The sequence below is a fragment of the Nostoc flagelliforme FACHB-838 genome (assembly GCF_014698065.1).
GTDB lineage: Bacteria > Cyanobacteriota > Cyanobacteriia > Cyanobacteriales > Nostocaceae > Nostoc > Nostoc flagelliforme_B.
The window spans coordinates 1-20049 of the sequence record NZ_JACJSI010000115.1; the positions used below are offsets into that span (position 1 = coordinate 1).

Genomic DNA, 20049 nt, shown 5'->3' on the forward strand with positions numbered 1-20049 from the left:
CAACAACTGCGTCTGTTTTTGAGTGAGAGATTGCCTGAGTATATGATTCCACAGGCGATCGCCCTTTTAGACCATTTGCCACTCAATCATAATGGCAAAGTTGACCGCCAGGCTTTACCTTTACCTCATAGCCTTGGTCTAGAGTCTGAAGTTGCTTATGTTGTCCCCAGAACTGAGTTAGAACAAAATATTGCTGTTATTTGGCAAAAGGTTCTTAATTTAGAAAAAGTAGGCATTCACGATAACTTCTTTGAACTTGGTGGACATTCCTTGCTTATGGTTCAGGTTCATACACAATTGAAGCAAGTCTCACAAACAGACTTAACAATACTCGATATGTTCAGATATCCAACCATTAATTCGTTGGTAGAGTACTTAAATTTCTCCTTTAATCCACCATCATTTGTTGAGGAAACCAATATTCAAACAGAAAAACTCAAAGAAGGTAAAGCTCGACTGAAAAAACGCCTACAACAAATTAAGTCAAATAACAATTAAGAGGATTATAAATAATGGATAGGTCAAGTATTGTTAGTAATCAAACAGGTTTAGAAATTGCAATCATCGGAATTTCTGGACGTTTTCCCGGAGCAAGAAACACTGATGAATTCTGGCATAACCTGCAAAATAGTGTAGAATCAATTGCTTTCTATAGTGATGAAGAGTTACTAAGTTCAGGAATAAGCCCAGCCCAATTAAGTGACCAAAATTATATCAAAGCTGGGGCAATATTAGAAGATGTAGAATTTTTTGACGCTGCATTTTTTGGTTTTACTCCTAGAGAAGCAGAAATTACCGATCCACAACATCGCATTTTCTTAGAGTCTGCTTGGGAAGCTCTAGAAAATGCTGGTTATGATTCTGAAACTTATGAAGGTTCGATTGGTGTTTATGCTGGTGCTAGCTTACCTTCTTACTTACTCAATCTTTACTCAAACCAAAACCTTATAGATTCAGTTGATGACGATCAAATTGCCATTGGCATTGACAAAGATTATTTAGCCACACGCGTCTCTTACAAACTTAATTTAGAAGGGCCGAGTTATACAATTCAAACTGCTTGCTCTACTTCATTAGTTGCTGTTCATTTAGCCTGTCAAAGTTTGCTGAGTGGTGAATGTGACATGGCTTTGGCTGGTGGTGTCTCAATTCAATCTCAAGGAAAAGCTGGTTATGTTTATGTAGAAGGAGGAATTTCATCTCCCGATGGTCACTGCCGCGCCTTTGATGCCAAAGCACAAGGAACTATTTCCGGTGATGGTGTAGGTATTGTGGTTTTGAAGCGATTAGAAGATGCTATCAAAGATCGCGACACAATATATGCTGTTATTAAAGGTTCAGCTACGAATAATGATGGTTCGTTTAAATTAAGTTATACAGCACCTCGTATAGATAGCCAAGCCAAAGTAATTAGAGCAGCCCAATTAATAGCTGAAGTTGAACCGGAAACAATTACTTATATTGAAACTCACGGTACTGGCACAGTTTTGGGCGATCCCATTGAAATCGCAGCACTAACACAAGCGTTTCGTGCTGGTAGCCAAAAGAAAGGCTTCTGTGCCATTGGTTCAGTGAAAACTAACATCGGACATTTAGATACAGCAGCCGGTGTAGCAGGTTTAATTAAAACTGCTTTGGCATTTAAAAACGAGTTATTGCCGCCTAGTTTGCACTTTCAAGAACCTAATTCTAAGATTGATTTTGCTAACAGTCCCTTTTATGTCAATTCAACATTGTCTGAATGGAAAAACCAGGGGACTCCTCGCCGCGCTGGGGTAAGTTCTTTTGGTGTCGGGGGTACAAATGTCCACGTTGTTTTGGAAGAAGCTCCTACTATCATACCTTCTGAAACATCTAAACCTTGGCAGATAGTGACAATCTCTGCTAAAACCAAATCTGCGCTTGAGGCTGCAACTAAAAATTTAGTTGTGTACTTAAAACAGCATCCAGAAATTAATCTTGCTGATGTTGCTTATACTCTTAATAAAGGTCGCAGGGCTTTTAATTACCGACGAGTATTAGTCTGTAAAGATATTGAAGATATTGTTAATACACTGAGTTCCTTCGAACCACAAAGAGTTTTGACATCTCAGGAGGTAAAAGAGCGATCACTCGTGTTTATGTTTCCCGGACAGGGAGCGCAATATGTCAATATGACTCTGGAACTTTACCAGACGGAACCGACTTTTCGCCAGCAGGTTGACCTTTGTGTTGAAATCCTCAAACCACACCTGGGATTAGACCTCAAATCGATCCTATACCCTAGCGAAGAACAAGTACAAGAAGCGGCGGATCAACTCCAACAGACTGCTATTACCCAACCAGCCCTCTTTATGATTGAGTATGCCCTAGCTAAATTGTGGATGTCATGGGGTATTCATCCGGTGGCAATGATTGGTCACAGTATTGGTGAATATGTTGCTGCATGCCTAGCAGGTGTGTTCTCTTTAGAAGATGCTTTGTCTTTAGTAGCTGCACGAGGAAAACTTATGCAACTACTACCACCAGGATCAATGCTTGCCGTCCCGTTGCCAGAAAATGAGGTGCAACCCTTGCTGAATAAGCACCTCTCATTAGCGGCAATTAACGGAGCATCTCTTTGTGTGGTTTCTGGTTTGATGGATGCTGTGGAAGTATTACAAAACCAGCTAGCAAATCAAGGTGTAGAGTGTCGCCGTCTACATACCTCCCATGCTTTTCATTCTCAGATGGTCGAGCCTATTTTAAAGCCTTTCACTGACCAGGTGAAAAAGATTAGTCTGAAGGCTCCACAAATTCCTTATCTATCTAATGTAACTGGCATTTGGGTTACAGCAGCAGAGGCAACAGATCCTAGTTATTGGTCGAAGCATCTGCGCCAAACAGTGCAATTTGCTCAAGGTTTACAAGAATTACTCAAAGAACCAAATCAAGTCCTACTAGAGGTTGGGCCTGGTAGAGTGTTGAGTACATTAGCTTTGCAACATCCAGACAAAACAGAGGAACAAGTTGTACTTTCTTCAGTCCGTCACCCGCAAGATGACCAATCAGATGTTGCTTTTTTGCTGACCAATCTGGCTGAACTTTGGTTAAGTGGTGTACAAGTAAATTGGTCAGATTTTTATACCCATGAGCAGCGTTATCGCCTTCCCTTACCAACTTATCCTTTTGAGCGCCAACGTTACTGGATTGAGCTACAACCAAAAACTGCCGACTTACAGGTACAACAAAGATTAACATCTGCTCAACTGTGGCAAACTTTTGTCCAAGCAGGGCAGTTACAAGCTAGTAGCAACATCTCTGCACTAGATCAATCAAGTTATTTGGTAAATAAACAATGGTTAGATCGTTTATGTATTGCCTACATTCATCTGGCTTTGCATAATTTAGGGGTTTTGCTTCATCCAGAAGAAAAATATTCCCTGGAGATGCTGTTTGAAAAATATAAAATTATTCCTCGCTATCAACAGTTGCTATATCGATGGCTAAATATTTTGGTAGAGCAAGGACAGTTACAGCAAGAAAAAGGGCTATTTTATAACTTAGCACCCTTAACTAAAAAATCTTTAGATTCTATTTTAGAAGAAGTTAAAGTCAGGCGAGTAGACGCGCCTCAAATGCTTAAAAGTATCCAAATTTGTGGTGAACATCTGGCAGAAGTACTCATTGGTGAGAAAGAACCTCTGGAATTATATTTAGCGACAGAAGACGATTTATACACCAATGGTAAGGAACCAGAAGAAGAAAGCTTACCATTAGAATCGCCTTTAAATAGCTATATCAAAGCAATCTTGCGCTCAAGTGTGGAAGCAGTAGTAAAGTCATTACCGCCAGATGTGAATCTAAGAATTCTGGAAATTGGGGGTGGAATTGGAATTGCTACAGCAGAATTATTGCCGATATTATCATTGCGGCAAACTAATTACACCTTCACCGATATAGGTGGTTTGTTTCTCAAACAAGCTCAACAGAGATTTAGTGACTATCCATTTGTAGAATATCGTTTTCTAGATATTGAAAAATTGCCAATACATCAGGGCTACAAGATGCACAGCTTTGATCTAGTGCTGGCTGTAAATGTGCTGCACGTAACGCGGAACATGGCAGAAACACTTGAGCATGTTCGCTCTCTGCTAGCACCTGGAGGATTTTTACTATTGTGGGAAATAACTCAACCTCAATTAGACTTCGATATTGGTGACGGTTTGCTAATGAATCCCTTGGAGGATGAAGAACGCAGTAAAGGTAATCCCTTTTTGTCAAAGGAGCAATGGCAGAAAGTATTACATGAACATGGATTTGTTGAGGTTGTGGCTTTTTCAGAAACTGAAGCTTATGGAGAACAGGTTTTACTGGCCCAGGCTTCGACTTTAATAACTGATGAGGCTCCAAAAGCGTTTACTGTATCAGCAGAGAAAAAAAATATTGACCATCGGCACTCAGATTTATTGTCTGAACAGAGGGAAATTGCTGACTGGTTTTATATTCCATCGTGGAAGCGCTCAATACAACCTCAGTCAACTGTTGAATTAGGATGCTGTTTAGTTTTTGTGGATGAATGTGGTTTCGGTGAAAAAATAGTTCAACGCCTCAAACTTGAAAACCACAATGTAGTTAGCGTCAAAATTGGAGATAAATTTCAAAAAGAAAACGAATTTTCTGAATATATATATACAATTAATCCCAGATATCCAGAGGATTATCATGCTTTACTAAAAGACCTCTGTATACTGGGCAAAGCTCCAAAAACAATTGTCCATTTATGGAGTGTTACTTCATCGTCAATAATTGAAGATAGCGAAAAATATGAAGCTTTTGGCTTTTACAGCTTGCTATTTTTGACACAGGCGATCGCACAACAAAATCTCACAAATTCTGTAGCAATTGAAATTGTGTCAAATAATCTGCAAGATGTAACAGGTACAGAGATTTTATGCCCAGAAAAAGCCCTGATTATGGGGCCTTGTCAGGTAATTCCCCAAGAATATTCACACATAGTTTGTCAGAGTATTGATATTATTCTTCCTCATGGCGAAAGTTGGGAAGAGAACAGACTTGTAGACCAATTACTAAGCGAATTTACTAGTAGTAAATCTGACCGGATTATTGCTTACCGTGGATATCATCGCTGGGTACAAACTTTTGAACCAGTTCATTTGCAAGGAGTTGGAGAAGGAATACCCCAATTAAGACCAGAAGGCGTTTATCTAATTACAGATGTATTAGAAGACTTTGGTTTAGCAGTTGCAGAATATCTTGCCCACGCTGTACAGGCAAAACTTATACTACTAACGTGTGCAGTTTTTCCCCAGCAAGATGAGTGGGAAAAATGGCTATCTACTAATCAACAGCAGGATGATGTTAGCTATAAAATAAGAAAATTACAAGCGATCGCAGCGCTAGGGGTAGAAATTATGATCCTTAGTCCCAATTTGAGTAACTCCCAACAACTAGCAGCAGCAATTAAAAAAGCTAATCATAAATTTGGTCAAATTCATGGCGTGATCCATACCGCAACGGTTTCAGGAGAAGGTATGATTCAAGTAAAAACAAAAGAAGCCACAGCAAATGCAATGGCATCGAAAGTCATCGGTACACGATTACTTGAGTCTCTCTTCCAAGAAGCTAAACTAGATTTTTTCATCCTTTGTTCATCACTCGTTTCTTTTGACGGTACTACAGGAATGTTAGAAGCTACCGCCAGCAATGCTTTCTTAGATGCATTTGCTCACTACAGTAACTCTAGAAATGCCGGATCAATTAAATCTATAAATTGGGATAGATGGCATAGTTTAGATCTATTACAAAATGCAGAAAGACAAGGAGAAAGTCTGGCATTTACACAAGGAGTGGAGGCTTTCAAACGCATTTTGCCAACTAGTAATTTACCTCAAATAGCCGTATCAAAACAAGATTTGCCAACTTTGATGCAGCAAAAGCATTGTGTCCAACCCGCAGCAGCATTAGTTAAAGAAACTTGGTTACAATCAAATCACCTTCGTCCCCATTTAGAAAACACTTATGTTGCTAGTCGTAACGAGGTAGAACGCTCTTTAACTGAAATTTGGCAAGAACTTTTAGGTATTAAAAAGATAGGTATTTACGATAACTTTTTTGAATTGGGAGGCGATTCTTTATTTGCTACTCAACTTGTTTCTCGTATTTGTAAGAAATTTGAGGTAGAATTACCTTATAAACTCTTCTTTAATGCCCCGACTATAGCAGAATTAGCTGAAGCAATTTTAGCAAGATTAACTGATTTAACAGAAGAAGAAAAATTAGCCCAAATTTTAGCCGATATCGAAAATTTGTCGGAAGAAGAACTGCAAGGAATACTCACCTCTCAAGATTAAATAATAATTGCACCTGGGGTTTCAAATGAGTGAACTTTCCCAACGCATCGCTAGGCTTTCTCCAGAGAAACTGAAGATTTTGGCACAAAGGCTGAACAAGGAAAAAGGAGATGTTTTATCGCCAACAAAAATCAAACCTCAAAGTAGAGATTCTAACTTTTTTCCTTTATCCTTTGCCCAGCAGCGACTATGGTTTCTCGACCAATTAGAATCTGGTAACACTGCTTATAACCTTTCCCAGACTATACGCTTAGTAGGTAAACTCAATGTAATAGCATTCCAGCAGAGCTTAAATGAAATCGTCCGTCGTCATGAAGTATTACGGACTACATTTATAACGATCGATGGCCAACCGCAACAGGCAATCGCTTCCTTTTTGCATTTGCACCTGCCTATAGTAGACTTGGGTGGATTGCCAGAAAAGGCACAGGAGCAACAAGTGCAGCATCTAGCCACAGCCGAGACGATGCAACCTTTTTTACTGGCGCAAGGGCCATTGCTCCGAGTCACACTACTTAAGTTAGGTGTAGAAGAACATGTAGTGTTGGTAACAATGCATCATATTATCTCCGATGGTTGGTCTATTGGAGTTTTAATTCAGGAATTGGCTACTATTTACACAGCCTTCGATCGGGGAAAAATTTCCCCACTGCCAGAATTACCCATCCAGTACGTTGACTTTACCTTGTGGCAGCAAGAATGGTTGCAAAAAAAAGTTCTAGCAGATCAACTTCATTATTGGCAAAAACAACTAACAGACGCACCAGTACTACAACTGCCCACTGACCGACCGCGTTCGGCGTTACGCAGTTCTCGTGGTGCTACCCAATCGCTGGTGCTAGCGCAAAGTCTGAGTGAGGCACTCAAGGTCTTTAGCCTCCGCTCAGAAGTAACTTTGTTTATGACCCTGTTAGCAGCATTTCAAACTTTACTCTACCGATACACTAGTCAAGAAGATATCTGCGTTGGCTCACCCATTGCCAATCGCAATCGCAGCGAAACTGAGCAATTGATTGGATTTTTCGTCAATACTTTGGTGCTACGGACTAATCTCGGCGGCAATCCCCAGTTCCCAGAGTTACTGCAAAGAGTGCGAGAAGTAACTTTAGGTGCTTATGCTCATCAAGACCTTCCCTTTGAACAATTAGTGGAAGTTCTACAGCCTCAACGCGACTTAAGTTATCAACCCTTATTCCAAGTGATGTTTGTGCTGCAAAATTCTCCAGAGTCGGATCTGGAACTACCAGGATTGAGCATCAATACCTTAGAAATTGAGGGTGATACGGCACTATTCGATTTGACGCTATCAATAGAGGATAGCGAACAAGGATTAGTAGGGGCTTTAGAATACAACACCGATTTGTTTGATGCCAGCACGATTACCCGAATGTTGAGTCATTTTCAAACATTGCTAGAAGCGATCGCTCTAAACCCTCAACAAAAGGTTTCTGATTTACCACTCTTGTCTACACCCGAACGCCACCAGTTACTGAGAACTTGGAATGAGAACCAAGTGTTTTACCCACAAAATCGGTGCATTCATCACCTATTTGAAGCTCAGGTAGAGCAAACCCCTGATGCGGTAGCAGTGGTTTTTGAATCACACTATCTTACCTATCAAGAGCTAAACCAGCGCAGCAATTGTTTGGCTCATCATCTCAAAGGTTTGGGGGTAGGGCCAGAGGTGTTAGTCGGTCTTTGCATCAAGCGCTCTATAGAAATGCTAGTGGCAATTCTCGCAATTCTCAAGGTAGGCGGTGCATATCTGCCTTTAGACCCAGTGTATCCTCAAGAGCGATTGGCATTCATGTTAACTGATACACAAGCACCTGTGTTGTTAACCCAGAAGCATTTGCTCACTAAATTTGACCATGATTCTCATGTAGTCTGTATAGATACAGATTGGCAGAAAATTTCTCAAAACCAGCAAGAGAATCTTATAACTGAGGTTCAAAGTGAAAATCTGGCCTATGTGATTTACACATCTGGCTCCACAGGAAGACCCAAAGGGGTAACAATCGAACACCGCAATGCGGTTTTATTGTTAGATTGGGCACAAGATGTCTTTACAAAAGAGCAACTTAGGGGTGTCTTGGCCTCTACCTCCATTTGCTTTGATCTGTCAATTTTTGAGTTATTTGTTCCTCTTAGTTGCGGTGGTAAGGTGATCTTGGCTGAAAATGCATTACATTTACCCACCCTAGCTAGCCGACAAGATGTTACTTTAATTAATACGGTTCCTTCTATCCTCATTGAATTATTAAGAATTAATGGCTTACCTGAGAGTGTGAGCGTGGTCAATTTAGCAGGTGAACCTCTGCAAAATTCCCTTGTACAGCAGATATATCAAAGGGAAACAATTCAACAAGTTTTTAATCTCTACGGCCCTTCAGAAGACACAACATACTCAACCTTTGCTTTAGTCAAAAAAGGAGCTAATCAGTTACCTTCTATTGGTTATGCGATCGCAAATAAACAAACTTATGTTTTGGATAATTATCTGCAACCAGTACCTATCGGCGTTCCGGGGCAACTATATTTAGGCGGTGCTGGCTTGGCCCGTGGCTATCTCACCCATCCCCAATTGACTGCGGAAAAATTTATCCCCAATCCTTTTAGTCAAGAACAAGGGACACGTCTATACAAAACTGGCGATCTAGTCCGCTATTTAAGTGATGGACAGATTGAATACCTTGGTCGTCTAGATCATCAAGTAAAAATACGTGGTTTCAGGATTGAAATTGGAGAGGTTGAGGCGGCATTGAGCCAGTACCCTGATATCCAGCAGGCAGTAGTTATGGCTCGTGAAGATATAGCTGGTAACAAACGTTTAGTAGCTTATATTACCCTCAATCAGGGGTCTCTGGCAACTGGGGAATTATTGCATTTTCTGAAAGCAAAATTACCTGAGTATATGCTACCCTCATTTATAGTGCCCTTAAAGAGTTTACCACTAAACCCTAATGGTAAAGTAGATCGCCATCGCCTTCCAGCACCTGATACAGACAAAATAGAGCGGCAAAGCTTCACTCCACCCCGTAACAATTTAGAATTACAACTAGCATACATCTGGGAAGATATCTTAGATGTCCGACCAATTGGCATAGCTGATAACTTCTTTAATCTCGGTGGTCACTCTCTTTTGGTAGTGCGCCTGATGGCTCAGATTCACCAGCAGCTAGGACAGAAATTACCCTTAGCTCAATTATTTCAGGCTCCCACTATTGAGCAATTAGCTAATACACTTCGTCAACCAACAGAACGCCTCCCCTGGTCTCCTGTGGTAGCAATTCAGCCTAGTGGCTCAAAAAAACCATTCTTTTGTATACCTGGAGGTGGTGGATATACTTTCTATTTGTATCACTTAGCACGTTACTTAGGTTCAGATCAACCTTTTTATGGATTGCAAGCGCGGGGTTTGGATGGAGAACAAGAACCTCACACCACAATCGAAGCGATCGCAGCTTATAACCTAGAAGCCCTGCGAACAATTCAACCCCAAGGTCCATACTTACTAGGAGGTCATTCCTTTGGCGGTCTTGTTGCTTTTGAGATGGCCTTGCAGTTACAAAAGCAGGGGGAAGAGGTAGCCTTACTAGCTCTGATGGATACTTTAGCACCGATTCCTGGCAACAAGTTTATCGAGATTGAGCAAGATGACACTGGATATCTAGTTGAGCTTGCAAGCATTATAGAAAGTTTTTTGAACAAGCAATTGTCAGTATTCTACGATGCTCTCCAGTCGCTCTCCCTAGATGAGCAATTAAATTATGTCCTAGAACAGTTGAAAACAGTCAACTTCTTTGCTGCGGATGCAACTCCAGAGCAACTTCGCGGTCTTCTAAAAGTTTTCAAGGCTCAAGCTTCCGGTTTGTATTTACCACAGGAGGTCTATCCAAATAAAATTAATCTCTTCCGAACTAATTGGGAATTAAATAGCGATCCCACAGTCGGCTGGGATCAACTTTCTCGCCAACCAATACAAACTTACACCGTTGCCGGCGAGCATGTGACGATGATGGCTGAACCCCATGTGCAAGTTCTCGCAAAGCAGTTGAAAATTTGCCTCGATCGAGTACAACTCAGTCTCTGATGAAAATTTAACCTCCGCGTCTATTTTCAAGGTAGATGAAGATAATCAAATAACTCACACTTTCGAGTAGACTTCTACCAGGTACAACCAGATGACTGAAGAGAAACAAATAACCTACATATCCAAAAATAGACGAATGCAGGTCTTTTTTGCGATCTGGTTTGGACAATTAATGTCTCTGATTGGCTCCAGCCTCACTGGTTTTGCACTAGGTGTGTGGGTTTACCAGCGCACAGGGTCAGTTACCCAGTTAGCGCTCATTTCTGTATCCACAGTTTTACCAAAGATCCTGATTTCCCCTTTTGCAGGTGCTTTCGTGGATCGGTGGAACCGCCGTCAAGCAATGCTATTTGGTGACACGGGAGCTGGATTGGTGACTCTGGCGATCGCTATTTTATTCTTCGTGGGGAAACTAGAAATCTGGCAGATTTATCTAGGTACAGCTGTCAGTTCTATCTGTAGTTCTTTTCAGTGGCCAGCTTATCTTGCTGCTACCACACAGTTAGTACCTAAACAACACCTTAGCCGAGCTAGTGGTCTAATCCATCTGAGTGAATCAATTGCTCAACTAACTTCACCAATTCTAGCGGGGGTTTTGGTAACAACTATTCAGATTCAAGGGGTATTTCTGCTTGACTTTATTACCTTCTTATTTGCTCTCATAACGCTGCTGTTTATTAAGTTTCCCGAACATAGGACTAAAGCCGACAATCAAGAAAAAAGTTCCTTACTAAGGGAGATTCTTCAAGGTTGGACATACATTAAAACTCGTCCGGGTCTGTTGGGATTAACGCTCCTTGTAGCTGCTACTAATTCCCTTGGGGGCATAGTGGAAGTATTAGCGACTCCATTAATATTGTCTTTTGCCTCACCAGCTGCACTCGGTACTGTACTGTCTATTGGTGGTAGTGGCATGTTAGTTGGCACCTTGCTCATGAGTACTTGGGGAGGCTCACAGCACCTCATGAGGAATGTCTTTTGCTTTTTGCTGCTAAGTGGTTTATCTATTCTATCTGTCGGACTAAAGGCTGATACTTCGCTGGTTGCCCTAAGTGCTTTTCTTTTCTTCCTGAGCCTACCAATCACTAATACTTCCATAGATGTCATATTTCAGAAAAAAGTTGTCCCTGATATCCAAGGAAGAGTCTTTGCCTTAATGGGAATGATTACTGAGTCATGCATTCCTGTGTCTTATCTATTAGCAGGCCCCCTAGCCGACCGAGTTTTTGAACCTCTGTTAGCCCCTAATGGAGCCTTAGCTGGAAACATTGGACAATTGATTGGTATAGGAAAAGGACGTGGAATTGCTTTGATGTTTATAATCATCGGAGCGCTAACGATGGCGATCGCAATTATTGCTTATCAGTATCCTCGTTTACGGCTGGTAGAAAAAGAGTTACCCGATGCAATCGCCGATCCTGCTACAAAAAATCATCATGAATCATTTAGTGAATAATTTTTCATGGCAGTCTGAAAAGTTTACTCCTAACTTTATCAATAAGGAAATAGCACAATGAAAATCGCCTCGGCTCTTTTAGAGAATTGGTTACGCGACTACTACTTTACTAATGAAATTGATATTAGTAGTAGCGGTGTAGAGGATTTCTCAATGGTCGAACTTCGTCAACTAATTGGACTCCAACAAGAAGAGTTTGATCAACTAATTTTCCATGACAGTCCTTCTTTGGGAAGTTTGGGATTGCGAAAAGCGATCGCTCAACGGTGGGGAAAGGGAGACATCTCAAGAGTTATGGCAACCAACGGTTCTAGTGAAGCCATATTCTTAGTGATGAACGCACTATTAAAGCCTGGTGACGAAGTAATAGTTTTAGAGCCTACTTATCACTCTCTAGTTCACATTGCTGAATCTATTGGTTGTCAAATCAAATACTGGCAATTAAAATTTGAGCAGCAATTTGCTCCAGATTTTGAAGAATTAAAAAGTTTAATTACTCAAAATACACGTATGATAATTGTGAATTTTCCTCACAATCCCACTGGAGTTTCAGTAAGCTTAGAACAGCAAACAGAATTAATTAACTTCGCGGCTGGAGTAGGAGCTTACCTGGCATGGGACGAAGCATTTCTCGAATTAACATACGATCGTCCTCCTCTCCCAGAAGTTAGTTTGTTATACGACAAAGCCATCTCATTTGGAACTTTATCCAAAGCTTATGGTTTACCAGGATTAAGAGTCGGTTGGTGTTTTGCTCCACCTGATGTATTAGAAGATTGTATTCATCTGCGTGACTATATTAGTCTGGCTCTTTCACCATTAGTTGAACTAGTTGCTCAACGTGCGATTGAAAATGCAGATTGTCTTCTCAATATTCGTCAAAAACAAGCTTACACTAACCGAGAAATTCTGGCTGAGTGGGTTGAAACAAATCGGGATTTTGTGGAGTGGGTAAAACCACAAGGCGGAGTAACTGCTTTTTTACGCTTCCGAGACATTTCAGATATTGAAGATTTTTGCCATCATTTAATCAATCCTCACGGGGTTTTACTTTTACCTGGTACTTGTTTTCATCATCCACATCATGTGCGCTTAGGATTTGGTGGTTCTACAGCCAAATTAAAAGTGGGTCTTTCACGTTTGTCTCAGATGTTAAGTGTTTATCATTCAAACACACAATTAATACATATATAAAGGAGTAAAATCATGTCTAGAATTGTATTATCTCATCAAGAAATCAGTGATATTCAATCATTACTGAAAGATATTACCTCGCATTACAATTCTGTAGAAGATCATGATTTCATCAAAGACTCATGTCTATATGCTCAGGAACTACCTTGGCGAATTCGTAAGTTCATCAATGATTTTAGATTAATAGAGAACAATCTAGGTACATGTATAATTTCAGGTTATCCTATCGATGATTCTAAAATTGGCTTAACACCTAGTCATTGGAAGTGGAAAGCCGATGCTTTACACACACTGGAAGAGCAAATTTTGCTTGTTTTATACGGTTCTTTGTTAGGAGAAGTTTTTGGTTGGTCTACTCAACAAGATGGATATATTGTTCATGACATTTTTCCTATCCAAAGCCATGAAAATGAACAATTAGGATCTGGAAGTTCGCAAACTTTATGGTGGCACAACGAAGATGCTTTTCATCCTTACCGAGCTGACTACGTTATTTTTTTATGCTTGCGTAATCCCGACGAAATTGCGACAACCATAGGGAATTTAAATGTAGAACAACTAAAACAAGAACAAATTCAGGCGTTGTTTGAACCCAACTTTTATATCCGCCCAGATGAATCGCATTTGGAAAAGAATGAATCAGAAATTAGAAAGAAATCACGAGAAAATGATGGCTCTAATTTGATTACTTTGTCCTATGAAAAAATCAACAAAATGAATTCTTGTGCCGGAGATAAAATCTCAGTTTTATTTGGTTCTCCTGAATCGCCTTATTTACGTCTTGATCCATATTTTATGGATCAGCTAAATAATAACGAAGAAGCACAAAACGCCTTTGATGCTTTAGTTAGAGCCATAGATGGGAACATTGAACCTATTACTTTACAACCAGGAGATTATTGTTTGATCGATAATTTCAGAGTTGTTCATGGGAGAAATCCATTTAAAGCCAAGTATGATGGGAAAGACCGATGGTTGAAGCGAGTAAATATTACAAAAGACCTGAGAAAGTCAAGAGATTCTCGAGCTGCAAGCACATCAAGAATCATTTTGTAGATATCAAAATAGCTAGGCTATGTTGAGTATCTAGAAACTCGTTCATTCCAGTATCATTCCTTTGTAGTCAGCGACTATAACTCTGATTTTATCGAACTTTAGGACTACGATTTGTCTTCATGAAAGCTTTTATCTTGCTGGTATAGCTGTTAGTTAATCAAATTACTCTCCATATCTTGAGGTTACTAAATCCTATTTCATCTCCTTTTATAGGAGATGAAAGTAGGGTTCCAATACTTTTCGGTTAAGGGGGAAAGGGGAAGGGTAAAAGGAGAAAGAAAAACCTTTAACCCTTACCCTTTAACCTTTTCCCAAAACCCAATTCCAAGTTAAAAATGCTTAACCGAACAGTATTGAGTAGGGTTCTTATGCCTGATTAATATCCTTAACAAATTATCTACTCAAATTCCACACTTAGGTAACATCATGGCAACAGTAGGAAAATACTGCAAAGCTTACTTAGTTCAAGAATTATGTCAGTTCCTTAATTGGGATACACAAGTTGATTATCTAAAAAAAGAAAGCCAATATATTGATGGTAAAGAAGTTCAATACGAGCGAAAGCTTACTGATGAAGATGTAGTTTATTTGCAAGAAAACTATGTCGTTACAGATGGAATTTTTTTTGATGATCATATTGTTTATAATAATATTACCCCTGAATGGCAAGCTTTTTGTAAAACCGTGCTGCAATTTGATGTTTCAACTGATGAACCAGTAAAAGTTAGTATTTCTGCAATTTGAGATAGTAACATTACTAAAAAATTGATTATTAACAGACAGTAGATAACGAAGAGATGAATAATATATGTCTCATTTGCAAGGAAATGAAGTACATCCCAACCCTCCCTGATATCTTGAGGTAAATACGGTATTTTTGTATCTCACAAATATCTGCTATGAGAAGCTAAACTTTTGGAGTTATGTAATAAATAACAGGAGATAACAATGAATAGAGATGACAAAGAAGACACTAAGATTTATAAAGTGGTTATTAACCATGAAGAGCAGTATTCAATCTGGCCAGCAGATATGCAGAATGCTTTTGGTTGGAAAGATGTTGGTATAAGAGGGTTAAAAAAGGAGTGCTTAACTTACATTCAAGAAGCCTGGACTGATATGAGACCACTTAGCCTGAGAAAAAAAATGCAGGCTGAAACAAATATGTAAGCATTATTTTAAAGTTTTCGCCAATATTCAGATGTCTTATTATTTTAGGCTTACTTATATATTGGTGAAAACAAGTTTTTAACGGGATTTTGCACTTGTAATTTTCACAATTGATAAACACGAAACTAAAACAAGACTTTAATTAACCAGAGAAATATATGACTACCATACATACCAGTTTATCTCAGCAGTTTTGGAGTAAATTTGCATTAAACAATTGGGAAAAAGACAATTTAGCAATCAAACACTCTTTCATCTCTCCTCCTGTAGCTTCAGATGAGTTGTTTAAAATAGTTGTTAATGATTTTAATACTGCTGATGATGTACATGATAGAACCAGATTTTATATTGGTGAAAAATTGCAAGAATTAGATAAATCAGATATAAGGTTGCCGCAAAAGGAAGATGCATCTTTTGCTAGTTATAACCAACGGATTTCTACTATGCTGAATGGGCAAGAATATGCATTAGTTATTGATGCTATCAAAGTTAACGATGTTCTTTGGGATTGGACTTATGACTTTCTCCAGAGCTTGTACAAATCATTAGGTTATATCAGCTATGGACATTTTTATTCTATATTTTATGGAAATTATCAGGTTACTCCATTTGGCGTACACTTCCATTTTAATCCTGCTGAAAGTGCATTTTATTTCCCTATAAATGGTGGAAAATCTATGAGAACATGGACACCAGAATTTGTAAATAAACATCCAAAGCTAAAAGGAGCTAAAAATTATCAAGACTTTCTTGAAAGTTCTACTCTTCTTCAAGCTGAACCAGGAGGCATGATATATTGGCCTTCAGATAGATGGCACGTTGGTGATTCTAGAGGAGGAGATGTTTCAATAGTTCTTGCTATTAATACTTCCAGTGACTTGGTTATGCAATTATCACAGATGATTTGTGATGAAGTCAAATATTTGTATGGAGATTCTATTAAAGGATTTTTCTTCAAACGAATAACTCAAGCATTAGCACAATGGCATTCCCTTAATGAAGAAATGAAAATTTTAGGTGGAGATTCTTTCAAGGGTTATCCAGTTAGCCCCTTAATTCGAGCCGGAATTGGCTTATTATCACTTATATTATCGATTATTCCTAGTAGACAAATAACTACAAAATCTTTCTTTAATCCTGATGATTTACAAGAAAGTGCGGAGAAAATTCCAGAATCTATTCAGTTAGCAGCTAAGAAGTTTAAATGGATTGTAGATTCTATAATTGTTGAACGAGCTAGTACAAAACTATGGTTAACTATGCTAACTTGTTATGGTTTTTGGCCGTTGTCAGTATCTCAAATTATCTCAGATAAAAAGGTAGTTTTAACGAATGAAAGTTCTATCCAAGTTTTTCCAAAACGTAAAATTTTATTTAGACAAGTAGATAGAAATAATACTTTTGTTTTTGTTAATGGTATTGGAATCAATGTTACTTCACATCCAATATTTCCATTGATAATTAAAAAGATAAATTCTGTAGAAATCCAAAATGTGGTAGAAATATTACAGTTTTCTCGGACTGTAGTTGATGATAGTAATAATAATTGCCAAATTGCAGATATATTAAAATTTTTGGAGGAGTTATTACTTTATCGTGGTATTAAAATAGTTAAGTAGATAAATTGTAATAATTTGGGACTACGATATAGTTAGGGATCATCCAGTTTTGGAAGATTTACCATTTCTGAGAAAATGTAGAAGGAAATAACCCTGTGTGATCGCTGACTATGAGCCAAGAGAAACAAGAACGGATCAAAGCCTGCTTACAAGAACTGGCAACATTATTGTACTCGGAAGCTGATAAGAGTCAGTTAATAGACCTTGAAGGTATAGAAAAAACAGTTCGTAGCCAAATATTGGAATATGTCGATCCAGAAATAGCCCTTTTTTTATCAAACAAACAACAAAAATAAAAATCGGTAAAACCAGGAAAATCACTCATCTTAGTTGGGGAACTGAAATTAAAAGCTAAACAGATACAAAGACTTGGTTTGAAGCTAAGGAAGCAGGTTTTTTTCATTACTTCAAAAGTGCAGTTTGAGGTTATCAGCTAATGAGATCATATCAAAAAGCAGAAATTGAGATTGAGGCATTGAGCAGGAGTAAAAGTTGGTCACTCAACCCAACAACAACTAGCGCTGGCACAAGATTTTCAACTACCACTTGCTAAACAATTAGTTTCAAAAGTCAGCGTAGATGGAGGAAAAGTTCGACTCAGGGGTAAACCGAAAGCAGGCTGTCACTGGCCAGACTATAAAACCGTTCGTATGCCAGCGATCTACTATGGTGCATTTTTTGATGGCAACTAATCATTAATTGATTACGTTAATACAATACCTCTGCCAATTTACGAGGGTTCAACACCCGTAGAAACGGGATGAATACGTCCTAAAGAGCATAGGCTGTTCGTGGGTTTTGAGTTGTCGTTGTGAGAGACAATAACTCTACTACAGCAGCCCTATCTCTTCAAAGTTTGCGATTGCACACAAGCTTGGAAATTTATGCCAAGACAATAACTCTAGTACATCGGCCCTCTCTCTTCATCCTCCTTATTTTGGCTAAGGTATTGTTAATAACCAACCTTTAGTAAATCCACTTGTTTGCTTGGGAGATGGTCATGATGGAGTTTGGAATTTAGTTAAAAAGTTTGGAACTGAGAGGTATTTTCCAGTGAAGCAGCATTTTCAGCAAGCTATTTTGTTAACTGCTCCGTCTTTGATAGTAAGCTTCTTTCCCATTGTTTCAGAAGCGGCTGTCTTCAATTTGACAAACGCTACGATTGCCGATCTTAATGCAGCATTTCAAGCAGATGCTTTAACTAGCACTGAATTGACACAACTATACCTGAACCGAATTGCAGCATATGATCAATCAAAACCAGGGTTAAATGCAGTTCCTATTGTCAACCCCAATGTGCTTAATGAAGCAGCTAAGTTGGATGCACTGCGGGCAAAAGGAATTATACTAGGTCCACTGCATGGCATTCCGGTTGTGGTTAAGGACTCTTACGATGTCAAAAATCTGCCAACGACCAACGGTCTTGAAGCATTCAAATCATTGATTGCCCCTGAAGATGCCTTCACTGTAAAACAGCTTCGGAAGGCTGGAGCCGTAATCTTAGGTAAGGCAAATATGGCGACTTTAGCAGGTGGGCTTGAAGGCACAACTAGCGAATCTTATGGAGCTGTTTTTAATCCCTATGGACTAGAGCGTGTACCTGGCGGTTCCAGCAGTGGATCAGCTGTAGCGGCAGCCGCATCGTTAGCGCTGCTTACAATGGGTGGCGAAACAGGTGGCTCGATCCGCGTACCTAGTGCTAATAATGCGGTCGTTGCTCTGAAGCCTAGCCTTGGGTTAATCTCCACAGATGGTACCTGGTCATCTGTACCGGAGAGAGACGTCGTTGGTCCAATGGCCAAGTCAGTTCTAGACATCGCCTATGCGATGGATGCACTTGTTGCCTACGACTCTAACAACGTTTTGAACCCGTACATTCCAAATGTAGATTTGATTCGCCCAAAGACATACATCAGCTTTCTGGACAGGACAGCACTTCAAGGCAAGGTTTTGGGGATTCCTCGTCCTTACATTGGTAAAGGCGATCCAATCACTAGTCAAAGCTTCCCTGATGAACTTCTTAACCCCCCTCTTGATCCTGTCATTTCAAATATCTTTGAATCTGCTAAACAGATTTTAGAGGCTCAGGGAGCAACACTAATTGAGGCAGACATTCCTGCATACACAACCTGGTACACTGGTTTCCCTCCAGAAGGCTACCCTGTTTCTGATGAACGATTATTGTTGACCGATGCATACTATGTTGACAAAAAACTTAAGCAATACAAGAACGAGCAAATCAGATCATTAACTGATCTCCTTGCTATTACTTCAGAAGAGAAACCCTACTATGAATCTCTTAAACTATTTGCTGAAATAACTGCTTCAGGACAAGCTAAACCGATAGAAGAATTGCTGGAGGTCGATCAAGCACTCAAGGCGCTCGCTAAGTTTCGCCAGAATCAGTATGAGGACTTTATGAGTGCGAATGGCATTGATGCGTTTGTCTTCCCAACCCTGAACTATTTAGCTCCACAACGAGAAAAAGAAGATGAAGTCTACGCGGTTTATGGTGAGCTTCCTGCTTATCTTGAGGCAAACGTTCTGGGAGTACCAGCAATTACTGTCCCAATGGGATACTCACTAGAAGGTATTCCTGTATCGTTAGAATTTATGGGCAATTATCTTGGCGAAGGTGAAATTATCAGTTACGCCTATGCCTATGAACAAGCAACAAAGCTTCGACGTTCTCCTGAACTGACACCTTCGCTATCGGGAGAGATTTTTAATTACGAAGCTGTAGCTGTACCTGAACCTAACACAATGCCTGGTTTGAGTTTGTTTGGATTAAGTATAATGGGATGGTTATATCGTAAAAACTTACGGCAGGCAGAAACAGGAAGACAGAGTATTGAGATTAGAGAAATCGTTGGTTAACCAGATAGGTGTTGTTGTACCCAAAGCACAGCGTGAATGCGATCGCGCAAATTCAACTGACTAAACCCGGATTTCTCACAAGTGCGAAAAAATCATTGAGATGAGTAAAATTTAGGAAAGGATATTTTATACATCAGTGGATTAAATTCAGGAACCGAAGACAATCACGTATTATCCGAAGTTTTAAAGATAAATAAAATACGAATAAAACGAAAAGTACTGGAGTAATAACTATGATTAGCAATAATTAGG

General features: G+C 39.4%; 10 protein-coding genes and 1 pseudogene. All 11 read left to right on the forward strand.

From position 1 onward, the window contains the following. Nucleotides 1–498 (forward strand): phosphopantetheine-binding protein (locus H6G97_RS31040; protein ID WP_242055455.1); only part of this gene is annotated, 498 nt, incomplete at its 5' end. 14 nt (nt 499–512) lie between these two features. Then, complete coding sequence (locus tag H6G97_RS31045) at nt 513–6332, forward strand: type I polyketide synthase (RefSeq protein WP_190944347.1); 5820 nt, start codon at nt 513–515, stop codon at nt 6330–6332. Between the two features lie 25 nt (nt 6333–6357). Beyond that, nucleotides 6358–10425: a non-ribosomal peptide synthetase gene (locus H6G97_RS31050; protein ID WP_190944348.1), complete on the forward strand. Its 4068-nt coding sequence runs from the start codon at nt 6358–6360 to the stop codon at nt 10423–10425. Between the two features lie 91 nt (nt 10426–10516). After that, on the forward strand, nt 10517–11881 hold the full coding sequence (locus H6G97_RS31055; protein ID WP_242055456.1) for an MFS transporter: 1365 nt from the start codon (nt 10517–10519) through the stop codon (nt 11879–11881). Between the two features lie 57 nt (nt 11882–11938). Next, the gene (gene vioD, locus H6G97_RS31060) at nt 11939–13075 is read left to right on the forward strand and encodes a capreomycidine synthase (protein ID WP_190944349.1); all 1137 of its coding nucleotides are present in this window, start codon (nt 11939–11941) and stop codon (nt 13073–13075) included. A 12-nt stretch (nt 13076–13087) separates the two neighbouring features. Next, on the forward strand, nt 13088–14131 hold the full coding sequence (gene gntD, locus H6G97_RS31065; RefSeq protein ID WP_190944350.1) for a guanitoxin biosynthesis L-enduracididine beta-hydroxylase GntD: 1044 nt from the start codon (nt 13088–13090) through the stop codon (nt 14129–14131). 426 nt (nt 14132–14557) lie between these two features. Then, nucleotides 14558–14875, forward strand: a complete 318-nt coding sequence (locus H6G97_RS31070; RefSeq protein ID WP_190944351.1) for a hypothetical protein — start codon at nt 14558–14560, stop codon at nt 14873–14875. Nucleotides 14876–15079: 204 nt separating this feature from the next. Further along, entirely contained in the window at nt 15080–15301 is a 222-nt protein-coding gene (locus H6G97_RS31075; RefSeq protein WP_190944352.1) for an MbtH family protein, read from the forward strand. Nucleotides 15302–15459: 158 nt separating this feature from the next. Then, on the forward strand, nt 15460–16920 hold the full coding sequence (locus tag H6G97_RS31080; RefSeq protein ID WP_190944353.1) for a hypothetical protein: 1461 nt from the start codon (nt 15460–15462) through the stop codon (nt 16918–16920). A gap of 110 nt (nt 16921–17030) precedes the next feature. After that, nucleotides 17031–17609, forward strand: a pseudogene (locus H6G97_RS31085) (ISKra4 family transposase); the annotation flags it as partial. 364 nt (nt 17610–17973) lie between these two features. Beyond that, on the forward strand, nt 17974–19797 hold the full coding sequence (locus H6G97_RS31090; RefSeq protein ID WP_190944354.1) for an amidase family protein: 1824 nt from the start codon (nt 17974–17976) through the stop codon (nt 19795–19797). Nucleotides 19798–20049 lie beyond the last annotated feature (252 nt).